At 65.1% G+C, this 22,020-nt stretch carries 23 protein-coding genes; 9 read left to right on the top strand and 14 right to left on the bottom strand.

The window, feature by feature from the left end:
* The first annotated feature begins 50 nt into the window (after nt 1–50).
* A complete protein-coding gene (locus tag HMPREF1868_RS04100; RefSeq protein WP_062530677.1) occupies nt 51–392 on the top strand; it encodes a YxeA family protein in 342 nt (113 codons plus the stop codon).
* Between the two features lie 92 nt (nt 393–484).
* On the opposite strand, the gene HMPREF1868_RS04095 is transcribed toward HMPREF1868_RS04100, so the two are convergent.
* Together HMPREF1868_RS04095 and HMPREF1868_RS04090 are read right to left on the bottom strand one after the other, a co-directional pair.
* Nucleotides 485–1,042 (bottom strand): GNAT family N-acetyltransferase, encoded by a 558-nt coding sequence (locus HMPREF1868_RS04095; protein WP_197414943.1) that lies wholly within the window; start codon nt 1,040–1,042, stop codon nt 485–487.
* Between the two features lie 125 nt (nt 1,043–1,167).
* A complete protein-coding gene (locus HMPREF1868_RS04090) occupies nt 1,168–2,181 on the bottom strand; it encodes a helix-turn-helix transcriptional regulator (RefSeq protein ID WP_062530676.1) in 1,014 nt (337 codons plus the stop codon).
* Between the two features lie 185 nt (nt 2,182–2,366).
* On the opposite strand from HMPREF1868_RS04090, the gene HMPREF1868_RS04085 reads away from it, so the two are divergent.
* The 5 genes from HMPREF1868_RS04085 to HMPREF1868_RS04065 are packed head-to-tail and all read left to right on the top strand — an operon-like array spanning nt 2,367 to nt 8,838.
* Nucleotides 2,367–3,089 carry an energy-coupling factor transporter transmembrane component T family protein gene (locus tag HMPREF1868_RS04085; RefSeq protein WP_062530672.1) on the top strand — a complete coding sequence of 241 codons (723 nt, stop codon included), beginning with the start codon at nt 2,367–2,369 and terminating at the stop codon, nt 3,087–3,089.
* Nucleotides 3,086–4,627 carry an ABC transporter ATP-binding protein gene (locus HMPREF1868_RS04080; RefSeq protein WP_062530669.1) on the top strand — a complete coding sequence of 514 codons (1,542 nt, stop codon included), beginning with the start codon at nt 3,086–3,088 and terminating at the stop codon, nt 4,625–4,627. Before HMPREF1868_RS04085 ends, HMPREF1868_RS04080 begins: the two co-directional genes overlap by 4 nt.
* A gap of 26 nt (nt 4,628–4,653) precedes the next feature.
* Complete coding sequence (locus HMPREF1868_RS04075; RefSeq protein ID WP_062530667.1) at nt 4,654–5,280, top strand: MptD family putative ECF transporter S component; 627 nt, start codon at nt 4,654–4,656, stop codon at nt 5,278–5,280.
* A 2-nt stretch (nt 5,281–5,282) separates the two neighbouring features.
* Nucleotides 5,283–7,091: an ABC transporter ATP-binding protein gene (locus HMPREF1868_RS04070; protein WP_062530665.1), complete on the top strand. Its 1,809-nt coding sequence runs from the start codon at nt 5,283–5,285 to the stop codon at nt 7,089–7,091.
* Nucleotides 7,084–8,838: an ABC transporter ATP-binding protein gene (locus tag HMPREF1868_RS04065; protein WP_062530663.1), complete on the top strand. Its 1,755-nt coding sequence runs from the start codon at nt 7,084–7,086 to the stop codon at nt 8,836–8,838. The genes HMPREF1868_RS04070 and HMPREF1868_RS04065 overlap by 8 nt, the downstream gene beginning before the upstream one ends.
* 100 nt (nt 8,839–8,938) lie before the next feature.
* On the opposite strand, the gene HMPREF1868_RS04060 is transcribed toward HMPREF1868_RS04065, so the two are convergent.
* The 4 genes from HMPREF1868_RS04060 to HMPREF1868_RS04045 form a co-directional block, all read right to left on the bottom strand.
* Nucleotides 8,939–10,033 carry a glycerol dehydrogenase gene (locus HMPREF1868_RS04060; RefSeq protein WP_062530662.1) on the bottom strand — a complete coding sequence of 365 codons (1,095 nt, stop codon included), beginning with the start codon at nt 10,031–10,033 and terminating at the stop codon, nt 8,939–8,941.
* A 169-nt stretch (nt 10,034–10,202) separates the two neighbouring features.
* Nucleotides 10,203–10,430, bottom strand: a complete 228-nt coding sequence (locus HMPREF1868_RS04055; protein ID WP_062530660.1) for a hypothetical protein — start codon at nt 10,428–10,430, stop codon at nt 10,203–10,205.
* A gap of 155 nt (nt 10,431–10,585) precedes the next feature.
* On the bottom strand, nt 10,586–11,080 hold the full coding sequence (locus tag HMPREF1868_RS04050; RefSeq protein ID WP_062530658.1) for a type II toxin-antitoxin system VapC family toxin: 495 nt from the start codon (nt 11,078–11,080) through the stop codon (nt 10,586–10,588).
* Entirely contained in the window at nt 11,080–11,478 is a 399-nt protein-coding gene (locus tag HMPREF1868_RS04045) for a hypothetical protein (protein ID WP_062530656.1), read from the bottom strand. The genes HMPREF1868_RS04050 and HMPREF1868_RS04045 overlap by 1 nt, the downstream gene beginning before the upstream one ends.
* A gap of 415 nt (nt 11,479–11,893) precedes the next feature.
* On the opposite strand from HMPREF1868_RS04045, the gene HMPREF1868_RS04040 reads away from it, so the two are divergent.
* The gene (locus HMPREF1868_RS04040) at nt 11,894–12,259 is read left to right on the top strand and encodes a YbaN family protein (protein ID WP_062530654.1); all 366 of its coding nucleotides are present in this window, start codon (nt 11,894–11,896) and stop codon (nt 12,257–12,259) included.
* A gap of 205 nt (nt 12,260–12,464) precedes the next feature.
* Here HMPREF1868_RS04040 and HMPREF1868_RS04035 read toward each other — a convergent pair whose 3' ends face one another.
* Complete coding sequence (locus tag HMPREF1868_RS04035; protein ID WP_062530652.1) at nt 12,465–13,142, bottom strand: SdpI family protein; 678 nt, start codon at nt 13,140–13,142, stop codon at nt 12,465–12,467.
* A gap of 6 nt (nt 13,143–13,148) precedes the next feature.
* Nucleotides 13,149–13,409, bottom strand: coding sequence for an autorepressor SdpR family transcription factor (locus HMPREF1868_RS04030; protein ID WP_009278798.1), 261 nt, complete (start codon nt 13,407–13,409; stop codon nt 13,149–13,151).
* Between the two features lie 302 nt (nt 13,410–13,711).
* Here HMPREF1868_RS04030 and HMPREF1868_RS04025 point away from each other — a divergent pair, with 302 nt between their 5' ends.
* Nucleotides 13,712–13,933: a helix-turn-helix transcriptional regulator gene (locus HMPREF1868_RS04025; protein ID WP_009278797.1), complete on the top strand. Its 222-nt coding sequence runs from the start codon at nt 13,712–13,714 to the stop codon at nt 13,931–13,933.
* Nucleotides 13,934–13,997: 64 nt separating this feature from the next.
* Complete coding sequence (locus HMPREF1868_RS04020) at nt 13,998–14,720, top strand: HipA domain-containing protein (RefSeq protein ID WP_082719518.1); 723 nt, start codon at nt 13,998–14,000, stop codon at nt 14,718–14,720.
* A gap of 15 nt (nt 14,721–14,735) precedes the next feature.
* On the opposite strand, the gene HMPREF1868_RS04015 is transcribed toward HMPREF1868_RS04020, so the two are convergent.
* The 6 genes from HMPREF1868_RS04015 to HMPREF1868_RS03990 form a co-directional block, all read right to left on the bottom strand.
* Entirely contained in the window at nt 14,736–15,215 is a 480-nt protein-coding gene (locus HMPREF1868_RS04015; protein ID WP_062530649.1) for a YaiI/YqxD family protein, read from the bottom strand.
* Nucleotides 15,216–15,949: 734 nt separating this feature from the next.
* On the bottom strand, nt 15,950–17,116 hold the full coding sequence (locus tag HMPREF1868_RS04010) for an ABC transporter ATP-binding protein (RefSeq protein ID WP_062530647.1): 1,167 nt from the start codon (nt 17,114–17,116) through the stop codon (nt 15,950–15,952).
* Between the two features lie 3 nt (nt 17,117–17,119).
* A complete protein-coding gene (locus HMPREF1868_RS04005) occupies nt 17,120–18,100 on the bottom strand; it encodes an ABC transporter ATP-binding protein (RefSeq protein WP_062530645.1) in 981 nt (326 codons plus the stop codon).
* A gap of 1 nt (nt 18,101) precedes the next feature.
* The gene (gene nikC, locus HMPREF1868_RS04000) at nt 18,102–19,031 is read right to left on the bottom strand and encodes a nickel transporter permease (protein ID WP_231782261.1); all 930 of its coding nucleotides are present in this window, start codon (nt 19,029–19,031) and stop codon (nt 18,102–18,104) included.
* A 5-nt stretch (nt 19,032–19,036) separates the two neighbouring features.
* A complete protein-coding gene (locus HMPREF1868_RS03995) occupies nt 19,037–20,053 on the bottom strand; it encodes an ABC transporter permease (RefSeq protein ID WP_062530643.1) in 1,017 nt (338 codons plus the stop codon).
* Between the two features lie 174 nt (nt 20,054–20,227).
* Nucleotides 20,228–21,835, bottom strand: coding sequence for an ABC transporter substrate-binding protein (locus HMPREF1868_RS03990; RefSeq protein WP_062530641.1), 1,608 nt, complete (start codon nt 21,833–21,835; stop codon nt 20,228–20,230).
* Nucleotides 21,836–22,020 lie beyond the last annotated feature (185 nt).

Here is a 22,020-nt window from a genome sequence, read left to right as displayed (position 1 = left end):
TGGCGAGCGCATCCAAAAAAAACGAATCACGCAGAGAAAGGACCGGACCAATGACAAAGAGAATCGTGGCCATCGTGGCGAGCCTGCTCGTGGTGGGAGCCTTGGCCGCAAGCTTCTACCTGGCGAACACCGACAACGCCTCCACCTGGTACGTCCGGGTGGACGACGCGGTGGCGCAGGACAAGAGCGACGAGGGCGGAGAGCTCTGGGAGTACGCGCTCGACGCCTATGATGCCACGGGCTCGCACCGCCTGCTCAGCTTCACCGCAGGCAAGCGGCTCAGGGACGGCGCGTACCTCAAGGTCGGCTACCTGCCCGTACGCGAGGTGGTCTCGTGGGAGGAGGTCCAGCCGGAGCAGCTGCCGCAGCCGGCACGCGACCTCTTGGGCTGACTTCCCGATCTCCGCAGAAGATTTTGAACCGAGCTAATTCGACGTATCCGCAGATTTTTGAATGATAAAGCCGCGGCGGGAGAAGGGCGGCCCTAAGCTGGCGCCGAGCCATCCTCGAGGTCGGACGCCCACTCGTCACTCGTGAGCCTGCTCACGTGGCCCTTGCGAACCTCGTGCATGAGCGGAACGTCGATCTCATCGGTCGTCCGCTGGTGCCGGAAGCCGCACTTCTCCTGCACGCGTCGCGACCTGTCATTCCCATCGTAGTAGCCAGCCCACACGCATCGCATGCCAAGGTCCTCGAAGGCGTGCCGCAGGACCTCGCGGACGGCCTCCGGCATGAGGCCCTGTCCCCAGTACGGCTTGCCGATCCAGTAGCCCAGCTCGCACTCGTCGTCTCGTTCCGTTAAGTCGGTGCTGCCCTTGAGCTTCAGCGAGATGGAGCCTATCGCGCGGCCCGTGTCCTTGAGACAGGTCGCGTAGGTCTCCGGCACCCTGAGAACGCCACGTATCACCCGCAGGCTCTCCTCGACGCTCGCATGCGCGGGCCAGCCCGCGATGGGACCGACGTCGGGGTCCCTGGCGCACTCGTAGAGATCCGCGGCATCCCCGTCTTCCCAGCGCCGCAGCACGAGCCTGTTCGTCTCCATGGGAATCCCCTCGTCCGTCCCGGCCAGCATTCCATGGACCACTACATCATATGACGCGCCCCAGGCGTCCAGCTCCCCATTGCTACGACTTCCCCAGAACCTGGAGCCCGTCCAAGGTCCGGAGCCTATCGCCGGTCCCTGCGGTAGCAGGTGGGCGTGCAGCCGGTGGCCGCCTTGAACGCCTCCGAGAAGGCTCCCTGGTTGGAGTAGCCGACGAACCGGGCGACCTGACGCACGCTGAGGCTGGTGTTGGCCAGCAGCCCTCGGGCATGTTCCATGCGCACCTCTCGCACGCATTCCTGTGGCGTCCTGCCAGTCACCTTCTTGAGCGTCGAGATCAAGCTGGGCTCGCTGACGTGGAACGCCTGGCTCAGCGACCGGGTCGACAGGTCCTTCGCCACGTTCGACTTGGCATAGGCCAGGATGGCCGCACAAAGCTGCTCTGACGGAGCCGACGAGGCCTGAGGCCCACGCGGGCAGCATGAGGTCTCGCTCACGAGCAGTGCGAAGCACTCGATCACCTTGGCGCGATAGTACGCGGGCTCCATGAGCCTGCACAGGCGTGCGCTTCCCAGCTCGCCGAGCGCCACGGTGAGGGCGGGTATGTCACGCCGGCCGTCAAGCAGCGTCACGGAATGCAGGAGCTGCGCGGGCGTGACCCGAAGAATGCGGGCGAGCCGGGGAATCGCGCTCGGCAGAAGCGAGATGGAGCAGGAGCTGAACCGAGCGCCATCCTCGACGACCTGCCGGAAGCGATGCCCCTTCCAGACATAGCCGACGAGTGACGGACTCTGCCGTTCGAGCCCCTCGACGAAGAACATCGGCATGTCCTCCATGTAGCAGCCGAGCCCGACCATATCGGTGGAGTGCCCGTCCATGACCGCCCGCTCGCGGAGCGAGACGCTCATCGAGACCACGATGATGTCGGAGTCTATGACGTGGTACCAGTACTCCCCCGAGCCACGCCCGGGGTCGATGATCCAGGTGTTCCCATAGGGACGGACCTGTCCGGGAGACACTAGCCCCCGTCGGATGGCCTGCGTCTGGTGGATGCCGTGGATGGTCTCGATCATGGGGTCGAACACCGCATGTATCCTGGCCAGGTTTGCCTCGTCGTCCCGCCCGGCCCCGAGGTCCATGTCGAAGCCACCATCTCCCGATGGAGACAGGTTCTGGTACCACTTGGTCGCGAATCTCGTTTCGGTGAGATGCAGGATGTTTTCGGTGCAGTTATCCACTCTTCCCAGGGGTCTCTCCGTCGTGTCTTCCTTGTCTATATTCGGTTAGATGAGGCTAACATGTCAGAACGAGAAAGGGAAGGCACGTGCGGGAGGAGAACGTCCGCCACCATCGCATTGACCCACGCGTCGCATTGCTCGTCCTGCTTCCACTGAACGTGGAGGTCACCCTGTATCCCCATCTTGGGTACCAGGTGGCATCGATGGGCGTCGTCCTTCTCCTCATGCTGGCATGCCGGCAATTCGCCCTCGCATCGAAGTGGGCGATCGCCTACGCGTCGGCCTTCGTCCTCGCGCACCTTCCCGGTATGACGGGATGGGGATGGCTCAGTTCGCCCGCCAGCATGTTTCTCATGTTCCAGCGCGTATTCCCCGTCGCCGCGTTCGCGGCGCTCTGCCTCGCGACCACGCATTCGGGCGAGCTCGCCTGCGCCCTCCAGAAGCTGGGCTTCCCCTCAAGGCTCATAGTCTCGCTCTGCGTTGCGCTGCGCTTCGTTCCCACGCTGGCGCGCGAGTTCAGGGCGGTGGGCGAGGCGATGAGAGTCCGCGGGATGGCCTCTTCCCCACTGGCCGTGGCGGCACACCCCGCAAGATCCATCGAGCGCCTTATGGTTCCCGTCATCGGACGGGTGGGAATCATCGCCGACGAGCTGGGAAACGCGGTGGTGGCACGAGGTGCGGACACCACGAGGAGGCGCAGCTCGTATTACGTCCTGCGCGTACAGGCGGCCGACGTCCTGCTCCTGGTGGTCGAGTACGCCCTGTTCGCGGCCATGGTGCTCGCAAGGCTGGGGGTGGTTGCCCCATGAGCGTCGCCGTCTCGTTCGAGCGGTTCTCCTTCCGCTACGACGGTGCCGAGTCGGACGCACTCCGCGACATCGACCTGCAGGTCCACGAAGGCGAGCTCGTGGTGCTCACGGGCGAATCCGGTTGTGGAAAGACGACGTTGACCCGTGCCATGAACGGACTAATCCCGCTGGTCTACCAGGGAACCATGAGGGGGCGCGTCGCCATCGACGACAAGCCCGTCGCCGAATGGACCACGAGCGATCTTGCGGCAACGGTGGGCTCGGTGTTCCAGAACCCACGCAGCCAGTTCGTGAACTCCGACGTCGAGGCGGAGCTTGCGTTTGGCTGCGAGAACCAGGGTCTTCCGCGCGCGACGATCGCCGAGCGGGTGCACGAGAGCGTGAGGACGTTTGGGATAGGGCACCTGCTGCATTCCCGGGTCGAGGAGCTTTCGGGCGGACAGCGCCAGATGGTGGTCCTGGCATCCGTGTACGCCACACATCCCGACGTCTTCGTGTTGGACGAGCCGACCGCGGCGCTCGACGTGCCTTCCATGGAGCTCCTGGGCCAGGCGCTCGCAAGGCTCAAAGCGATGGGCAAGACCGTCATCGTGTCCGAGCACCGTCTGTGGTGGCTCTCCGACCTTGCCGACCGCGTCGTGGTCATGCGGGACGGAGCCATTGCCGGCTCATGGTCGGCCGCCGACTTTGGCGCCCTCCCATGGGAGACCCGGTCGGGGTGGGGCCTGAGGGCATGGCGAGTCGAGGAGATGGACGCACGGGCATCGAGCCCCACTTCTTGCGAGAAGGTCTCCGCGACATCGGTCGGCGACAGACGGGGAGAAGGTCGCGTCGCGCTGGAGACGAGGGGCCTGTGCGTGTCGTATCGCCACCGCAGAAGGGTGATAGGCGACTGCGACCTGACCATCCCCGCCGGAACGGCCATCGGCCTCGTCGGGGCGAACGGCACGGGAAAGACGATGCTCGCCCGATGCCTGTGCGGCATCCAGAGGGAGGCGGCCGGCACCGTCGAGCTCGCAGGAACGGCGCTCAGACCCTCTCGGCGCGCTGGATCGATCTACCTCGTCATGCAGGAGCCGGGCTACCAGCTCTTCGAGCACACGGTTGCCCGCGAGCTCGAGGAGGCCCAGAGGCGCGGCTTCGACCGAGATGCCCCCAAGGCGTTCTCCATGGAATCGCTGATGGAGGATTTTGGCCTCGCCGAGCTCGCCCAGCGGCATCCCCTGTCCCTGTCCGGCGGGCAGGGACAGCGCGTGTCGATCGCCGCAGGACTGCTGTACGGCGCACGGGCCCTGGTCATGGACGAGCCGACCAGCGGGCTCGACTATCGCAACATGGCCGTCATCGCCAGGCAGGTCGGCCGGCTCAAGCGCCATGGCCTTCCGATCTGCGTGATCACTCACGACTACGAGTTCCTCTGCTCGGTCTGCGACGCCGTCGTCTCGCTGGACGGCGGACGTCCGTCGACGCCGATTCCGCTCAATCCGGAAACACTCGGGCGCATAAGAAGGCTGCTCGGTTTTTCATCGGTCCACTGAGGCTTCTATCAGAAAGGAAATGGCTCATGGCTGAAAGGACGATTGGTACACAGGCAAGGGACACGGGTCGGCTCACCGCGAAGGACCTCGTGTTCTGCGCGGCGTTCGGCATTCTGGTGTTCTTCATAACGATGGGCTTCGCCATGGTGTGCAGCTTCGACTACCGCACTTGTTGGAGCGCCCATGCGGCCTCGTCCCTGATCACCGGCATGGCATGGATGTACATCGTCCAGCGCGTGCCCAAGCGCGGCGCCATGATTGCCATGGGCGCGATCATGGCCGCGTTCGGCTTCGTGATGGGGATGTTCTGGACGGGGCCGGCGGGGATCCTCGTTGGCTGCCTTGCCGCGGAGCTCATCCTGGGCAATCCCAAGACGCGTGGCAGGGGCAGGATCCTGGCGTCCTTCCCTGCGTTCGTCCTCCTGTTCTGGCTGGGCCACATCTCCCTGGTCTACATGATCGGTGGCGACGCGTATGTCGCCCAATGCGTCCAGGCGGGCATGGCGGAGGAATTCTCCCGGAACATGGTCGACTTCATGTACGGCCCCGGAATGGTCGTCACGTGCATCGCCACGGTCGTCTGCGCGACGCTCGGCGGTTTCATCGGCACCAAGGTGTTCGCCAAGCACTTCAGGCAGCTGGGAGTGAGGTAGCCATGACCGACATCTCGCAGGAGCATCGGGACCAGGACAGGGCGGGGCGGGCGGCGATCAAGCTGCTGGCGGCGCACATCAAGGGTCGCACCGTCCTCGCCCAGCTCTTCACGATCCTGTCCGCCCTGCTGGCATTCGTCCCCTACCTCGCCCTGGTGCGGTTGGGCGAGACGTTCATCGCCGCCCAGCAGGGCGTGCGTCCGCTCGATGCCGACCAGGTGAGCGACATCGTCATGCTGCTGGTGACGGCCTTCGTGCTCAGGCTGACGTTCTACCTGCTGTCCCTCACCATCACGCACTTCGCGGACATGAGGCTGCGCTTCGTCATCCGCCGCAAGATCGTCGAGCGCCTCAGCCGCGTCCCTCTCGCCTGGTTTGGCAGGACGGGATCGGGCAGGATACGCAACGCCGTCCAAGACGACACCAAGACCGTCCATACCGTGATCGCCCACGCGCCGGTGGACATGCTCAACGGCATCCTGACTCCCCTGGTGCTCCTGGCGTTCATGTTCGTCATGAACTGGCGCCTGGCCCTTGTCGGGATCGCAACCCTCCCGTTCTACTTCGTGCTGTACGGCTCCTCCATGAAGGACATGGGGCCCAAGACGGCCGAGATGAACAACAACCTCGCAAACGTCTCGGCAACCATGGTGGAGCTCGTCTCAGGAATCAAGGTCATCAAGGCGTTCGGCAAGAGCGGTGAGTCCTACCGCAACTACGCCGAAGCCGCGCGGGCGTTCGCGGACTCGTACTGGGAATGGTGCGCCCCGATGATCGGTCGCTGTGCCGTCGCCGCCGAGTTCGTCTCCATCCCGGTACTGCTGCTGGTGAACCTGGGAGGAGGGGCGCTGCTCCATGCGATGGGGCTCGCGACGCTGCCCCAGATCATCGCATGCACCCTGATCGCCCTGGTCCTTCCGAATGCCATGATGAGCGTCGCGAACATCACCTGGTCGTACCAGCTGGCCGGCTCTGCGGCCGTCAGGCTGGTCGAGCTGATGGACACGCCGCCGCTCGAGGAGCCGGAGCATCCCCATGAGCCCGACGGAAGGCCCCGGGTCGTCATCAGGGACGTCTCGTACTCCTATGGCGAGACCCAGGCGCTCAGAGGCGTCGACCTCACGCTCGAGCCAGGAACGGTGACCGCGCTCATCGGCCCCTCCGGGTCGGGGAAGTCGACGCTGGCGACGCTGATCGCCCGATTCGACGACCCCTCCCAGGGCTCCATAGAGCTCGGCGGCGTTGACCTGCGATCCCTTTCGCCAGACGTGCTGTATCGCAACGTATCGTTCGTGCTGCAGGATGCGATGCTGCTCAATGCGAGCATCGCGCGCAACGTCTCCCTCCCAAGGCCAGAGGCGAGCCTGGAGCAGATACGGGACGCTGCCAGGGCCGCCCAGATAGACGACTTCGTCATGTCGCTTCCCAAGGGCTATGACAGCGTCATCGGCACCGACTGCGAGCTTTCGGGCGGAGAGGCGCAGCGCCTGTCCATCGCACGCGCGATCCTCGCAGATGCGCCGGTCCTGGTCATGGACGAGGCCACGGCCTTCGCCGACCCCGACTCGGAGGTCGAGATACAGCGGGCCCTCGGCGGCCTGGTCGAGGGGCGCACGGTCCTGGTGATCGCCCATCGCCTGAACTCCGTGGTAGGAGCCCATCAGATAGCCGTCATGAAAGAAGGCAGGATCGCGGCCTTGGGCACGCACGAGACCCTGCTCGACAACGACCACTACCGGGCGCTGCTGGCTCAGGGCGGGTTCGCCCCGACTTCCAGCGCGAAAGAGGGGCAGGTGGATTGCCATGAGTAGAAACCGGAGCCTTCTGCGCCGATTCCGCCGGTACATGACCGACGCCGATGCCGCCATGAACAGGCGTGGCACGGTGGCCTACGCTGCGGCAGGCGTCTTCACGGGACTGGCATTGTGCACGATGATGCCGGCGGCGATGGCCCTCCAGACGGCGAAGGCGCAGTGGGGCCTCGGCTTCGCGGCATGGATGATCGTCCTAGCGGCGCTGGCGGCCCTCTCCTGCGTCCTCGACTACCAGGGCTGCAAGCTCGGATACACCGCCGGCCTGGGGTACATGCGCATGCTGCAGAGGCACATCGGCACAAAGGTCGCCTCCCTGCCCCTGGGCTGGTTCTCGGCGTCGAGCGCCGGCAGGCTGAGCCGCATCGTCACGCAGGAGATGATGTCGAGCGGACAGGCGGTCGCCTACTTCATCGGCCAGCTCGTCCGCAACCTGTGCGCCTGCGTGGTGTTCGGCCTGGGCACCTGGGCATGGAACTGGCGGCTCGGCCTCATGGCGAGCATCGCGATTCCCGTGCTCTTCATCCTGCTCAAGCTCGGACAGAAGTGCATAGAGAACTGCTACGCGGACGAGACTCCCGCAGAGGAGGCCCTCGCCTCCCGAATCGTCGAGTTCGCCCAGTGCCAGGGTGCGCTGCGCGCCTGCCATGCGGGGCCAGGCTACAGGGAGCTCGCCGACAGCTTTGTCGAGGCGCAACGCAAGTCCGTACGTGGGCTCTGGTGGGGCGTGCTGGGCAACCTGGTCTCGGGAATGGGACAGCAGACGCTGGTGTTCGCCATGATCCTGCTGGGAAGCTCCCTGTGCGTGAGCGGCATCGCCACCCCACTCGAGGCGGTCGTCATCATAGGGGTTGCCCTGCGCTTCTCTACCATGGTGTCGGACGTCTCGGCGGCGCTCTTCGGCTTGGAGGAGCGACGCCAGACCTTGGACGGCATCGACGAGGTCATGGACGCTCCCGAGATGCCGACGCCTGCCGTCCCCGGCACCTTCCCCCACGACGCGAGCGTCAGCGCCGATCACGTCACGTTCTCGTACGTGCCGGGCAAGCCGGTGCTCCGCGACGTATGCTTCTCGGTTCCACCATCGGGCATGCTCGCCATCGTGGGACCCTCGGGCTGCGGCAAGACCACGGTCATAAAGCTCATCGCCCGCTTCTATGACACGGCAGCCGGCGCCATGCGCGTCGGCGGCGTCGACGTGCGAGACCTCACCACGGAGGAGCTGTTCAAGAACGTCTCCTTCGTCTTCCAGGACGTGTACCTGTTCAATGACACGCTGCGCAACAACGTCCTTCTGGCGCGGCCGGACGCGAGCGATGACGAGCTCGAGAGGGTCGCCGACCTGGCGGGCGTGACCGAGATCGTCAAGCGCCTGCCCGAGGGATGGGACACCCTCTGCGGCGAGGGCGGCCGTGCGCTCTCGGGAGGCGAGCGCCAGCGCGTGTCGATTGCCCGCGCGCTGCTGAAGCAGGCTCCCATCGTCCTCTTTGACGAGGCGACGTCGGCGCTCGATGCCGAAAACGAGGCGAACATCGTCCGGTCGATCGAGGTGCTTCGCAGGTCCTCCACGGTGATCGCCGTCGCCCACAAGCTCGAGACCATCAAGATGGCCGACCGAATCGTCGTGCTGAACGCCCGGGGAACCGTGGAGGAGTCGGGGACTCATGACGAGCTTCTCGAACGAGACGGTGCCTATGCGGACTTCTGGAACAAGCGCATCCTAAGCGCCCGATGGAAGCTGGTCTGACGGCCTGCGCACATGCGTCCGCCCTGCAACGGGCCCGGGCACCCAAGGGTGTCCGGGCCCGCATCACGAGCGTCAGGCTGGCGTCCGCCAGACCAGGGGGCTACTCTCCCCTGAGGGCCTTGCCCATCGCGTCGGTCGCGACAATGGCGTCGTGCAGCTCGTCGGGGATGACGTCGCCGGCGAGGTTGTGGATGGTCTCGCCCGGCACGCAGGCCGCCTCGGCGATCTTCCAGATCTGCTCGTCGGTGGTCACGCCCAGCTCGGCCAGGGTCGTGGGCAGGCCGACCTCGAGGCAGTAGTCCTGGACGTCCACGAACTCCTCCTCGGGAACGCCCTCGAGCACCAGCTGGACCAGCGTGCCGAAGGCGACGCAGTTGCCGTGGGGCGCGCTGTGGCCGCCCAGCGAGGTCAGGCCGTTGTAGAAGGAGTGGGCCGCGGCGCAGTTGACGTTGTCGGCGCCCACGCCGGAGAGGTACACACAGGCCTCGACCACGTTCTCGAAGGCAGGGGTGACCACGTGGTTCTGGCAGGCGACGATGGCCTGGGAGCTGTAGTCGCGCAGGGTCTCGTAGCAGAGCTTGGCCAGCGCCATGCCCGCACGGGTGATGCCGGTGCCCTCGAGGCTCGGAGACTCGGTGCGGATGGACGCGCGGCCCTCGAAGTAGGTGCCCAGGGCGTCACCCATGCCCGCCACGAGGAAGCGCACGGGAGCGTCGGCGATGACCTGGGTGTCGACCATGACCGCAGCGGGGTTCTCGGGATAGAAGAGGTACTTGTCGAAGCTGCCGTCGTCGTTGTAGATGACGGAGAGGCCGGTACAGGGCGCGTCGGTCGCGGCGACGGTCGGGATGATGACGACCTTCTTGCCGGAGTAGTAGGCGGTCGCCTTGGCGGTGTCGACCGCGGAGCCGCCGCCGACGGCGACCACGGCGTCGATGTTGTCCGCCTCGACGATCGCCTGCATCTTGGCGATCTCACCCTTGCTGGAGATGCCGCCGAAGACCTCGTAGCGACGGTAGTCGTCGGCGTCGCCGAAGCTCTGCTCGATCTTGTCGTGGCAGGCCTTGTAGCCGCTGTTGGAGCACACGAACAGCCAGCGCTTGCCCATGTAGCCCATCTCCTCCTGGAACTTCAGGAGGGCACCCTTGCCCTGGACGTACTTCAGAGGCTCACGCATCGCACGCAGACGCTTCATGACAATCCTCGATTCAGTCATGGCGGATGATGTCGCCGACGCCGTCCGGAGCCGGCAGCAATACATGTTAGGGCAACAATTGCGGGCAACTTGCCGCGTTCGGCAACTTTATGCCCCGGATTTATTCACTGGCTTGGACAAGGGGACCTCGTCTGCCTGGCGAAGTCCCCTAGAGGCGTGCGGCGTAGCTCGCGATTGCCGCCCTGACCTTCTCCACCTGGTCGTCCTTCACGACGTCCAGGTAGGTCGGCGTCACGGAGGCGAGGTAGGTCGCGTCGAAGGTTCCCGCGTCCTGGCGGGCGAAGCCCTCCTCCATCAGGCGCTCGGCATCGTCGCGCCTCTCGTCCTTGACCATGCCCATCACAAAGTCGTGGAACATCTTCTGCGGCATGTTCATGCGCGTCCTCCCTGGGGCCAGTCCTCTCGCTTGCCTGTGGGCATCCATTCTCGCCCAAAGCCTCGCGTCAACAAATGCCCTCCGGCAAGTTCACGTCAAAGCCCGAGCGCTTGGACGGATTGGACTGCTCTGCCGTCATGCAGGCTTTGCCGAGGCTATGCCTCCAGCGCCTGAAGCAGGGAAAGCAGTCGGTCCGGGCTGGCGCAGGGCACCACCGCGTTCTGGATCAGCGCCTTGTCCTCTGTGACGAGGTAGCTCGCGTGAATGCGCCGAGCTGCGGCCATGATGAGGTCATCCTCGAAATCAGGGTGCACCACCTGCAGCTTGTCTGCATACCAGCAGTCAGATGCGTCGAGCCCTACCGGCATCGCGAGCTGACGCATGTTCCTGACGCACGCCCATGCCGCATTCGTTGCCGCGAGCGCCGCAGGTTCCGTGAGCTCGCCGTCCGCCCTGCAAGAGCAAATCTTGAACTCGGTCTTCAGCAGGTAGAAGATGTCTGCTGCTGACGAGATGGAGAAGTACAGCTCCAGCTCGCGCTCGAGGGCAAAGGTAATGAGGTCTCGCGCCGCGTCATGACCAGGACGACTGCCCAGGTAGTTGTTAATCCAAACGTTGGTGTCAAGGAGGAGCCTGCTGGGTCGCTGCATTATTCCGACACCTTTGGCGCATCCGCATCCGGGCCGGCAGCATGGCCTAGCCGCTCCCGCGCCGCTCGTTCGCGTAGCTCCTCAAGCGGGGTCGCATCAGAGAGGCAGAGCTCAACCGCCCTGGCAGAGAGGCCCGAATTGCGAACGATGTCCCATCCTTCGTGGAGCGCCGCGAGCCGGTCAGTCACACCGGGAGAAGCACTTCCCTCCGCCTTGGGAGGCAGGAGGCTCGCACCAGAAAGAACCTCTGCCAGCAGCTCCGGTTCCTCCTCATGTCTCACGGCGAGCTCCCACAGGCCTCGGACCGCCTTGGTTGGCGTGAGACCAGCCTTCATGAGGACCTTGTCCCCTCGCTCCTTCAGCAAGGCGTCAATGCGAGTGTTCATCTGGACCACCATGACATCCACCTTCCCACCTCACCTCGCACTGTGACAAATGCTCGTATAGCAAAGATAGCATATGTATAGCGCAGGCGCTCTGATCGAGGAGCCAGGAACAACTGAGGAACAGGGCCCGCAAGGTCGCACGCCGGATATGCCCACGCGGATGTGACCACGGCGAACGTGCATGCGCAGGCGGCTCGAACTTCACCCATCGCGGCGCGACTACACCGTGATCTCTATCTGGTTACCCTCGAAGTTACCGCATCCCGCGATGTCAACAGGCCGGGGAACCGCCGGTCCGTGCCCGCGCGACGCCCGGACAGACCCAGAGCGCCCGGCATCGTCGACCGCATAAACGAGTTTGGAAATCTTCCGCGCTTGCACTAGGCTTCTGTTTTGTTAGCCAAGGCATACACGCAGAGGGGAACCCATGAGGTACGTCTACATCGCCGTCGGATGCGTCACGCTCGCCCTGGGGACGCTGGGGGTCGTCCTGCCCATCCTGCCGAGCGTACCGTTCTTCCTCGTGACCCTCTACTGCTTCTCGCGCAGCTCGCAGAGGTTGCACGACTGGTTCGTGGGCACGGGCTTCTACCAGAAGAACCTCCGGAGCTACGTGCAGGAGAGGGGCATGAAGCGGGCCGCCAAGCTGCGCGTCATGGCGATGGTCACGCTGCTCATGGGCATCGGCTTCGTCATGATGCACTCGCTCTGGGCCCGCGTGGTCCTGGGCGTCGTCTGGATGGGGCACGTCGTCTACTTCATGGGAGTGGTCAAGAGCCTACCCGAGGAATAGGAGGGCCCCACAGCTCCTCCGGATAGGGTCTCAAGCATGGGCGTCGTTCAGAACTCGCCCGAGATTGCAGGATCGTGCGCTCTCAGGCGAGTTCTGAACGATTCGGTTCCGACGTGGCCGCCAGTCAACGCGACCAGGACCCTCTCCCCTGCCCGCCTTCCCCTACCGCAGGCGAGTTCTGAACGCTTCAACCCGCTGCCTTCCCCTACCGCAGCCTCCCCACGAACACCAGGTACGAGTACAGGTACAGCCAGGCCGTGCCTCCCAGGATCAGCGCGACGAAGAGGCCAACGAGCAGCTCGCCGCCAAGCGCTCCCGCGAACAGAGCCAACGCGAGCATCGCCGCGCCCCACACCACGCTGACGATGCCGCCCATGCGCTGGGTGCGGTCCCAGTTGTGCTCGTCCGCCAGTGCCCAGGGGGTCTTCACACCGAAGGTGTAGTTCTGGCGCACGCGCGGCATGTAGTTGCCCAGGGCCACGAACAGGACGCCCAGCCCCGCGAAGGTCAGGCTCCCGACCAGGCCGCTCCCCTCGGGGATGAGCCCGAAGACCGTCGCCTCGGTGACCCAGCTGAACGCCATCATGTACAGGCTGAACCCGCAGACGAAGCCACGCCACACGCCCCAGGAGCGCTCGTAGCCCTCCCGACGTGGGTCGATGGACGGTATCACGCGGAACAGCAGCAGGAACAGGAACGGCAGCGCCGCCAGTACGAGCGCCATGTACCTGGGCCCATAGCCGTCGGCCGCGCCGGATGCGCCCCAGTGCGTGGGGACCTGCTCCGGAAGGCTGGGATACACCAGCAGGTGCGCCACGAAGTTGACGAGCGCGACCGCAGCCAGCACATAGATGAAGCGCCGCGAATGCCTCTTGACCGCCATTGCGACCTACCTCTCTCCAAACGAGTAGAACCACTCCATGACCTCTTGCAGCACGGTCATGTTGAGGTGATAGACGATGCTCTGTCCCTGGCGCTCCGAGCTCACCAAGCCCGCCGAGCGCAGGATGCCCAGGTGGTTGCTGATCGAGGGCTTCGAGATGTCGAACTGCTCGGCGATCTGCCCCGCGCTGAGGTCCCCCGCGCGCAGGAGCTCGAGGATGCGCCGTCGCGTCGGGTCCGAGAGCGCCTTGAATGCCTCCCCCGCCATCCGCTCCTACCTCCTCGTTTTAATATTTAGCCAAATGACTAATTACTGGACGAGAGTATGCACGCGACGCGGCCCGAAGTCAAGCGGGAACGCAAGTCGCACGAGGGCGCAAGCGGCACAGATACGTGAGTGGCACGAAAGGCGTTGCGACGTCCTGAAACTCCTGCGCGCCTCGTCGCTTGGTCAGACGAGAATCAATGTGTACGCACTAAATTCAGCCCTTCTCACTTGAATTGATGCGAACGCACAAAATCGATTAGCTTTCGTTATAATTGATGCGAGCGCATTCGAGAGGAGCGACGATGCCAGAGACGCGTGTCACCAACGCAAGGGACCTCGGCGCCCTCATAAGGTCCACGCGCAAGGAGCAGGGCTTCACCCAGGCCGAGCTCGCCGAGGGCTCGGGCGTGGGAATCACCTTCGTCTCGAAGCTCGAGCGCGGCAAGGGCAGCTCGGAGTTCGACAAGGTGACCCAAGTCGCCCGCATGCTCGGCATCGACCTGTTCGCGCGGACGAGGGGGTAAGTCATGCCAACACATGGAAATAAGCTCCGGATTCTGCGCCATGGCGGATCGAGCACCCTGGTAGTTGGAGAAATCGACCTCAGCACGCGACAACTCGAATACTCACGCCCATACCTCGCCGATCGTACCCAAGGTCGAGCTCATCGCCTTGGGAAGAGGCCGACTCGCCATCTGCGTCGAGCGGTTTGATCGACAGACAACGGTCCTCGAGGACGGAAGGCTGGCGGTGCGAAGGCTCCACCAAGAAGACCTCGCCCAGTCGCTGGGAATCTATCCCGGGTCAAAGTATGCGGAGCTTGACCCAAGCAGTGCGAGCGCCATAGCGCACCTGCTGCGGAATCACTCCTCTCAGCCGCTTAGGGACATACAGGGCCTTGCCCGCATCATGCTGCTCAACTATCTGGTAGGAAACTGCGACAACCACCTCAAAAACCTCTCGCTCATGCACGAGGGGGCATGGACAAGGCTCGCTCCGGCCTATGACATCGTTCCGACCACGCTCTTCGATCGCTTCAGCAGGCAGATGGGGATGCGAATCGGACGCCACGGCATAATCGACGAGGTCATACCCGAGGACTTCGTGGAACTGGCGAACGAGCTTGGCATCAGCGAAGAGCTCCTACGCCGCACTGCCAGGGAACTGTGCGATGCACTTCCTCGAAGCATTGACGAAGAGGGAGAAAGGCAGGCCCGAACAGGGTTCGAAGCGCTCGCCTACGACGCCGAGAATCTGATCGCAGACATGCTTCCCAGGAAGGCGACATTAGAGAGCTTCGCGCAACGATAACGTGGATGTGGTTTCCTACTCCAGCAGACCCTCCAGGTTGTGGCGGAAGCGCGCACGGTCCTCCGAAGCGAAGGCCGCCGGTCCCTTGGTGCGGCCACCCGCACGGCAGACCTTCTTCTCCTCGTACCGGATGAAGAGCTCCATGTCTATGGTCGCCCTGTCGAACACGCGACCGCGCACCCCGATGGCGGCGGCGCCCCTGCCCAGGACCATCGCCGCCAGGCCGATGTCCTGGGTCACCACAACGTCCCCCGGCTCCAAGCGCTCCGTAATGGCGAAGTCCGCACTGTCCGCCCCGACGGAGACCGCGAGCACGTCCACCCAGAAGCCGCGACGGGCGTGAGCGACGTCGCGGAGGTCGTCTCGCCTGACATGTCGCTCCAGGTTCTGCGTGCTGTTGCCGGCGATTACCACGGGCACGCCGCGCCTGCGCGCCACGGCAAGAGCGTCGGCCGTCACGGGACACGCGTCCGCATCGATGTACAGCGTGGTCATGCGGCTCCTCTCGCCTGGGCGCGCGGGATGGGCGTGCCGTCGGGCCGTTGCGGGGTGGCGTGCCGTCGGGCCGTTCTTTACTGGTGGGAGTTTCCCCAACGAGAGAAAACCTTAGCAGTAAAGAACGCGGCACATCGCATGGTGCGGCGGCCTGCGGGTGGCGCGTTCTTTGCTGGCTTTGCTTGCGGGCGTCGTGTTCCCTACTGGCTCTCAGCGACGAAATCTCGCCATCCAAGGCGAGAAAAGAACGCCGACCGCTGCATTTGCCCACATGAGCTGCGGCGGCGTGTTCTTTATCGCCCGCATCAAAGCCACGACGCTTCGATTCGCCCGAGTAAAGAACACGCCGGAGTAACTGGTCGACACGAGTGCGTCCAACGCGTCTGAATGACAAGCAAGAACGTCCAATACGTCTAAACGACACGCCAGTACGTCGCACGCATCTGGGTGACACGTGAGAACGCCAAACGCGTCTGGACGTGGCGCGCCAACTGGGAAAACGTCAGACCATTAGACGCGTTGGACGCTTTCGGCGAAATAACGCGCGTATTGGACGTTGTCGCGGGCGAGAGAGACGCGCCGGGCGCTGTCGGCAGCCGCACGCACGCGCCCGACGTCGCCACCAGCCGCACGCGCCCACGCACAAAACGGGCGGGCCGGCACATCGCCAGCCCGCCCGCACTAATCACCTCGTCACCCAGCCACACTCCGGCCAAGGGCGTCCCGGCAGCGACCTACAGCCACCTCTCCGGGAGCTTCTCTCCCTTGGCGGCCGCCTCCTCCGGAGTGTCCGGGTCGAACGAGACCGGGTCGGCGTTGGCATCCGCGCCGCCCATGCCGTAGGTGGGGCGCGCCGCCTCGTACTGGATCTTGCGCGCGGTCCTGCGCACGTCGGCCTCGGGCATGTTGTCGTAGCGGTGGCAGGCGCAGCGGTGCCCCGCAACGACCTCGCGAAGCTCCGGCGCGGCCACGTCGCAGGCACCCACCTTTGCGAAGCAGCGGCTCGCGAAGCGGCAGCCCGCCGGCGGGTCGATGGGGCTGGGCACGTCTCCCTGCAGGATGATGCGCTTGCGAGAGAGATGCGGGTCGGGCGACGGAATGGCCGAGAGAAGCGCCTGCGTGTAGGGGCAGAGCGGATCGTGGTAGAGGTCGTTCTTCTGGGCGACCTCCATGAGCTTGCCCAGGTACATCACGCCCACACGGTCGGATACGTGCTTGACCACGTTGAGGCCGTGCGCGATGAAGAGGTAGGTGAGTCCCAGGTCCTCCTTGAGGTCGTCCAGGAGGTTGAGCACCTGCGCCTGGATGGACACGTCGAGGGCGCTCACGGGCTCGTCGCAGACGATGAGCTTGGGATTCACGGCCAGGGCGCGCGCGATGCCCACGCGCTGGCGCTGCCCGCCGCTGAACTCGTGGGGGTAGCGACGCTTCAGGTCGGGCCGGATGCCCACGCGCTCGAGCAGCTCGTCCACGCGGGCGTCGATGGCCTCCGCGGGCAGGATGCCGTTGGTGACGATGGGCTCGCTCACGATCTGCTCGACGGTCATGCGCGGGTTGAGCGAGGCGTAGGGGTCCTGGAAGATCAGCTGGATGTCGCGGCAGAGCTCGCGACGGCGCTGCTTGCTGGCGTCGGTGATGTCCTCGCCCTCGAAGTAGATTCTGCCGCCGGAGGGCTTGAGCAGGCCCACCAGCATCTTGCCGATGGTGGTCTTGCCGCAGCCCGACTCGCCCACCAGGCCGAAGGCCTCGCCGCGGTGGATCTTGAACGACACGTCCTCGACCGCGCGCACGTAGGAGGTGGGACGCCCGAAGAAGTTGGTCTCGGCTACGAAGCTCTTGGAGAGGTTCTTCACCTCGACCAGCACGTCGTCGCGCGTGGAATCGCTCTTGGGGTCTGCCATGGGCTACTCCTCCCCCTCTTCGTACAGGAAGCAGCGGACGCTGCGGCTGGGGTCGCCGGGGTAGGGCCTGAGCTCGGGGCGCTCGCGACGGCAGCGCTCCATGCAGCGGTCGCAGCGGTCCGAGAACGGGCAGCCCGAGGGCATGTCCAGCGGGTTGGGCACGGTGCCCTTGATGGTGTAGAGGCGCTTGGAGTCGTCGTCCTCGAGGCGCGGAATCGAGTTCAGGAGGCCCAGCGTGTAGGGGTGCAGGGGCCTCTCAAACAACGCGACCTTCTCCGCCTCCTCGACCACCTCGCCGCAGTACATGACCACCACGCGGTCGGCCACCTCCGAGACGACTCCCAGGTCGTGGGTGATGAAGAGCACGGCCATGTCGAACTCGTCGCGCAGCTGGTAGATGAGGTCAAGGATCTGCGCCTGGATGGTCACGTCGAGGGCCGTGGTGGGCTCGTCGGCGATGAGCAGCTGGGGGTTGCAGGCCAGCGCCATGGCGATCATGACGCGCTGGCGCATGCCGCCCGACATCTGGTGCGGGTAGTCGCGAGCGCGGTCCGCGGGAGAGGGGATGCCCACCACGCGCAGCATCTCGACCGCACGCTCCCAGGCCTGGTCCTTCTTCATGGGCGTGTGCGTCTGGATGGCCTCGACGATCTGGTCGCCCACGCGGTAGACGGGATTGAGCGAGGTCATGGGCTCCTGGAAGATCATCGAGATCCTCTGGCCTCGGACCTGCTCCATCTCCTTGTCGCTGAGTGACAGGAGGTCGGTGCCGTCGAAGCTGATGCTGCCGGAGGCCACGTGTCCCGGCTTCTGCAGGAGCCCCATGATACTGAGGGAGGTCACGCTCTTGCCGGAGCCGGACTCGCCCACCACGGCCAGTATCTCTCCGCGGTCTATGGAGAAGCTCACGCCGTCCACGGCACGGACGGTGCCCTTGCGGGTGGGGAACTCGGTGACGAGGTCCCTCACTTCGAGAAGTGCCATGCTAGCGCCTCCTGCTCTTGGGGTCGAAGGCGTCGCGGATGCCGTCTCCCAGCAGGTTGAACGCGAGGACGGTGAGGGTGATGGCGAGGCCCGGGAAGATCATGACGTGGGGAGCCTGGAAGATGTAGTCGCGGCCGCGGCCCAGCATGTCGCCCCACTCGGCCTGGGGTGGCTGGACGCCGAGCCCCAGGAAGCCCAGGGCGGCGGCGTCGAGGATGGCGCCCGAGATGCCCAAGGTGGCACGGACGATGATCGAGGGAGCCACGTTGGGCAGGATGTGACGGAAGATGATCTTGGCGTCGGAGTCGCCTATGACGCGGGCGGCGCTGACGTAGTCGTTTGCCTTGACCGCGAGGACCTGGCTGCGCACGATGCGCGCGTACTCGGGGATGGACACCAGGCCGATGGCGATGACCGCCTTGTCGATGCCCTTGCCGAGCGCCGCCATGAAGGTGATGGCCAGGAGGATCGAGGGCACGGCGAGCATGATGTCCATGAGGCGCATGATCACCGTGTCGGCCCTGCCACCCTTGTAGCCGGCGATGGCGCCCAGGGTGACGCCCACCACGAGCGACAGCGCGACCGAGATGAGGCCGACGGTGAGCGAGACCTGCGCGCCCACCATCATGCGGGCCAGGATGTCGCGGCCCTGCTGGTCGCAGCCAAACCAGTGCGCGGCGCTGGGCGCGGCGAAGGACTGGGTCAGGTCCTGCTCGTAGGGGTCGTACGGGAGCACGCCGGGGGCGATGGCCGTGACGACGGCTATGAGCACGACGAGGCCGATGAAGACCAGGCTGGCCATGGCCGGGCCGTTGTGGCTCAGCGAGTACCAGACGTCCTTCCAGATGGACTCCGCCTTCTGCGGCCTGGCGGCGTCGACGCCCTTCGTGGGCCCCATGGGCTCCTGCCCGGAGTCGAGTGTCTTCTCCACCAAGATCACCCCTCTTCCTGCGAGTACTTGATGCGCGGGTCAAGGTAGGCGTACACGATGTCCACGATCAGGTTGATGACGACGAAGATCACGCCGATGAGAAGCACGGTGCCCTGGACCACCGGGAAGTCGGACTTCAGGATGGAGTCGACCACGTACTTGCCGATGCCGGGCCAGGCGAAGACGGTCTCGGTGAGGAGGGCACCGCCCAGGAGGCTGCCGAACTGCAGGCCGATGACGGTGGTGACCGGCAGCATGGCGTTGCGCAAGGCGTGATGGCGGTCGACGCTGCCCTTGGGCAGGCCCTTGGCGCGGGCGGTGCGGACGTAGTCCTCGCCCAGGGTCTCGAGCATGCTGGAGCGCGTCATGCGCGTGATGATGGCCATCGAGTAGAGCGAGAGCGCGAGGGCCGGCAGCACGATGTGCTGCAGGGCGTTGCCCAGGGCCTCGAAGTCGCCGGAGAGCAGCGTGTCAAGGATGAAGAGGCCCGTGCCGCCCACCGGCGCCAGAAGCGGGTCGATGCGCCCGCCCGAGGGCAGGACGTGCAGGGTGCCGGCGAAGAGGATGATCATGAGCACGCCGGACCAGAAGATGGGCATCGAGACGCCCACCAGCGCCACGAAGGTGCTGAGGCCGTCCACGAAGGAGCCCTTGTGGACCGCCGCGAGCGCGCCGAGCACGATGCCGAGCACGGACGCCACGATGATGGCGACGATGGCAAGCTCGACGGTGGCCGGGAAGCGGCTCATGATCTCGGTCGTGACGGAGGTGTGGGTGTAGTACGAGGTCCCCAGGTCGCCGCGGAGGGCCGATCCCAGGAAGTTGAGGTACTGCACCACGATGGGGGCCGTAAGCCCGTTCACCTCTCGCCAGGCCTGCATCTGCTCCTGCGTGGCATGCTCGCCGAGCACGACGCTGGCAGGGTCGGCCGAGAAGACGCGCATGATCAGGAAGACCACGATCGAGAGGCCCAACAGGACGGGAATCGCCTGCAGGACGCGCTTGATCACATATCTCAGCACGTGTCTTCCTCCTCTCTCTTCTCATCTGTTCGCTCTTGTCGGGTCCGGCGACATGCGCCCCTCCGCGCGCCACCAGAAGCGCGACTCGGACCGGGCTCGCGTCCGGCCCGAGTCGCAGCGTTGCCTCGGGATGTCCCTCGGCCTTGGATGGGGGCGTCTCTCCCCCGTCCAGGGCTAGGCAGACTTGGTGCAGTTCCTCAGGAACACGACCGCCGTCGGGTGGTAGACGTAGCCCTCGACGTTGGCCTTGTGGCCCAGGAGGTTCTGAGAGTGCGAGATGGGCAGCCAGACCTGGTCCTCGGCCACGATCTGCTCGCACTGGTGGTAGACGTCGTCACGCTCGGAGCCCGCCGGAGTCGAGAGGCCCTTGGCGATGAGCGCCTTGTACTCGTCGTTGGAGTAGCGTGCGACGTTCATGGCGGTGTCGTCGACCGAGAGGAGGTTCATGAAGTTGTCGGGGTCGCCGTTGTCGCCGTTCCAGCCATAGAAGCAGACGTCGTAGTTGCCCGCCTGGACGGCGTCCTTGTAGGAGGTCCAGTCGAACTGGTCGATGGTCATGTCGACGCCGACCTTGCTCAGGTAGCCCTGGACGGACTCTGCGAGCGCGGTGCCTCCCTTGCCGTTGTAGGGACGCGACACCGAGTAGGTGATGCACTTGACCTTGGTGATGCCCAGGGCGGCGAGCTCGGACTTGGCCGCGTCTGGGTCGTATTGGGTCTGCTGGATGTCGGAGTCGTAGGGGGCCATCCACAGGGGCATGACGGAGTTGGCGTAGGTGGCGTAGCCGTTGTAGAGGCTGTCCACGAGCTCCTGGACGTTGACTGCCTTGGCGAAGGCCTTGCGGGCGTCGGCGGTCTTGAAGGTCTCGCTCTGGGTGTTGAAGGCGAGGTAGTTGATGTTCATACCGTCGGTCTTGTAGACCTTGTCGCCGTTGTTCTCGACCTGGCTCACCACGGCCTCGTCGATGCCGCTGATGATGTCGGCCTCGCCGTTGGCCAGGGCGGTGACGCGCGAGGCGCTCTCGGCGATGAAGCGGAAGACGATGTTCTTGGCCTTGCCGGCGTTGTCCTTGTCCCAGTAGTCCTCGTTGCGCTCGAGCTTGATGTCGGAGTTCTTGGTCCAGCTCACGAACTTGTAGGGACCGGTGCCGACGGGGCTCTCGTTGAGCTTGCCGCCCTCGGCGGCGGTGGGGCTCACGATGGGCGAGGCCATGCACATGGCGAGGTTGGCCAGGAAGGCGGTGGAGGCGGCGCGCAGCTTGATGACGAGGGTGGTGTCGTCGGGGGCGTCGATGGAGGCGATGCCGTTGCCGTCGGCCTCGGAGCCAAAGGTGAAGGCGGCGTAGGGCATGTCCTCGGTACGCTGGGGCTCGAGCTGGCGCTCGATGGAGGCCTTGGCCGCAGCGGCGTTGAAGTCAGTGCCGTCGTGGTACTTCACGCCGGTGCGGATCTTGAAGGTGTAGGTGAGGCCGTCGTCAGAGACCTCGTAGGACTCGGCGAGACCTGGCTTGACGGCGCAGGAGTCGTCCTCGTACTGCAGGAGGTTCTCGTAGACCTGGACCATGACCATGGCGGACTCGCCGTCGTCGACCATGGCCGGGTCGAGGCCGCGGGGGTCGGAGGCCTGGGCGAAGGTGATGGTGAAGTCGCCGTCGGCGGACTTGGAGGAGCCGCCGGCGCGCTGGCTGCCGCAGCCGGCGAGGGCGAAGGCGCTGCCCGCGCTGACGGCCGCCATGGCCTTGACGAAGTTCCTTCTGGAGATCTGTGCCTTGGTGCTAGCCATGTGTACTCCCTCTCTGATGCACAAAGCCTGATATGGCGTCTTGGCCCACCGAGCCGCCGCCCCTCGCGGCTGTGGCTGCGGCGTAGCGGCCTGTGCGTATGTTTGCATCAGAAATGCAAGGGAGTGATTAAAATGGCGATTTTGAGAAGAAAAGTTTCTTGATACGTAACCAGTTGGACACTTTG

This window comes from Olsenella sp. DNF00959, assembly GCF_001553055.1.
Classification (GTDB): Bacteria; Actinomycetota; Coriobacteriia; order Coriobacteriales; family Atopobiaceae; genus Olsenella_I; species Olsenella_I phocaeensis.
This window is presented reverse-complemented; position numbering and strand designations above follow the sequence as displayed.

Bases quoted from the DNA above. Each gene is read 5' to 3' on its own strand.
- HMPREF1868_RS04100 (WP_062530677.1), top strand. From the start codon at position 51: ATGACAAAGAGAATCGTGGCCATCGTGGCGAGCCTGCTCGTGGTGGGA.
- HMPREF1868_RS04095 (WP_197414943.1), bottom strand. From the start codon at position 1,042: ATGGAGACGAACAGGCTCGTGCTGCGGCGCTGGGAAGACGGGGATGCC.
- HMPREF1868_RS04090 (WP_062530676.1), bottom strand. From the start codon at position 2,181: ATGGACCTCGGGGCCGGGCGGGACGACGAGGCAAACCTGGCCAGGATA.
- HMPREF1868_RS04080 (WP_062530669.1), top strand. From the start codon at position 3,086: ATGAGCGTCGCCGTCTCGTTCGAGCGGTTCTCCTTCCGCTACGACGGT.
- HMPREF1868_RS04075 (WP_062530667.1), top strand. From the start codon at position 4,654: ATGGCTGAAAGGACGATTGGTACACAGGCAAGGGACACGGGTCGGCTC.
- HMPREF1868_RS04070 (WP_062530665.1), top strand. From the start codon at position 5,283: ATGACCGACATCTCGCAGGAGCATCGGGACCAGGACAGGGCGGGGCGG.
- HMPREF1868_RS04065 (WP_062530663.1), top strand. From the start codon at position 7,084: ATGAGTAGAAACCGGAGCCTTCTGCGCCGATTCCGCCGGTACATGACC.
- HMPREF1868_RS04060 (WP_062530662.1), bottom strand. From the start codon at position 10,033: ATGAAGCGTCTGCGTGCGATGCGTGAGCCTCTGAAGTACGTCCAGGGC.
- HMPREF1868_RS04055 (WP_062530660.1), bottom strand. From the start codon at position 10,430: ATGAACATGCCGCAGAAGATGTTCCACGACTTTGTGATGGGCATGGTC.
- HMPREF1868_RS04050 (WP_062530658.1), bottom strand. From the start codon at position 11,080: ATGCAGCGACCCAGCAGGCTCCTCCTTGACACCAACGTTTGGATTAAC.
- HMPREF1868_RS04045 (WP_062530656.1), bottom strand. From the start codon at position 11,478: ATGGTGGTCCAGATGAACACTCGCATTGACGCCTTGCTGAAGGAGCGA.
- HMPREF1868_RS04040 (WP_062530654.1), top strand. From the start codon at position 11,894: ATGAGGTACGTCTACATCGCCGTCGGATGCGTCACGCTCGCCCTGGGG.
- HMPREF1868_RS04035 (WP_062530652.1), bottom strand. From the start codon at position 13,142: ATGGCGGTCAAGAGGCATTCGCGGCGCTTCATCTATGTGCTGGCTGCG.
- HMPREF1868_RS04030 (WP_009278798.1), bottom strand. From the start codon at position 13,409: ATGGCGGGGGAGGCATTCAAGGCGCTCTCGGACCCGACGCGACGGCGC.
- HMPREF1868_RS04025 (WP_009278797.1), top strand. From the start codon at position 13,712: ATGCCAGAGACGCGTGTCACCAACGCAAGGGACCTCGGCGCCCTCATA.
- HMPREF1868_RS04015 (WP_062530649.1), bottom strand. From the start codon at position 15,215: ATGACCACGCTGTACATCGATGCGGACGCGTGTCCCGTGACGGCCGAC.
- HMPREF1868_RS04010 (WP_062530647.1), bottom strand. From the start codon at position 17,116: ATGGCAGACCCCAAGAGCGATTCCACGCGCGACGACGTGCTGGTCGAG.
- HMPREF1868_RS04005 (WP_062530645.1), bottom strand. From the start codon at position 18,100: ATGGCACTTCTCGAAGTGAGGGACCTCGTCACCGAGTTCCCCACCCGC.
- HMPREF1868_RS03990 (WP_062530641.1), bottom strand. From the start codon at position 21,835: ATGGCTAGCACCAAGGCACAGATCTCCAGAAGGAACTTCGTCAAGGCC.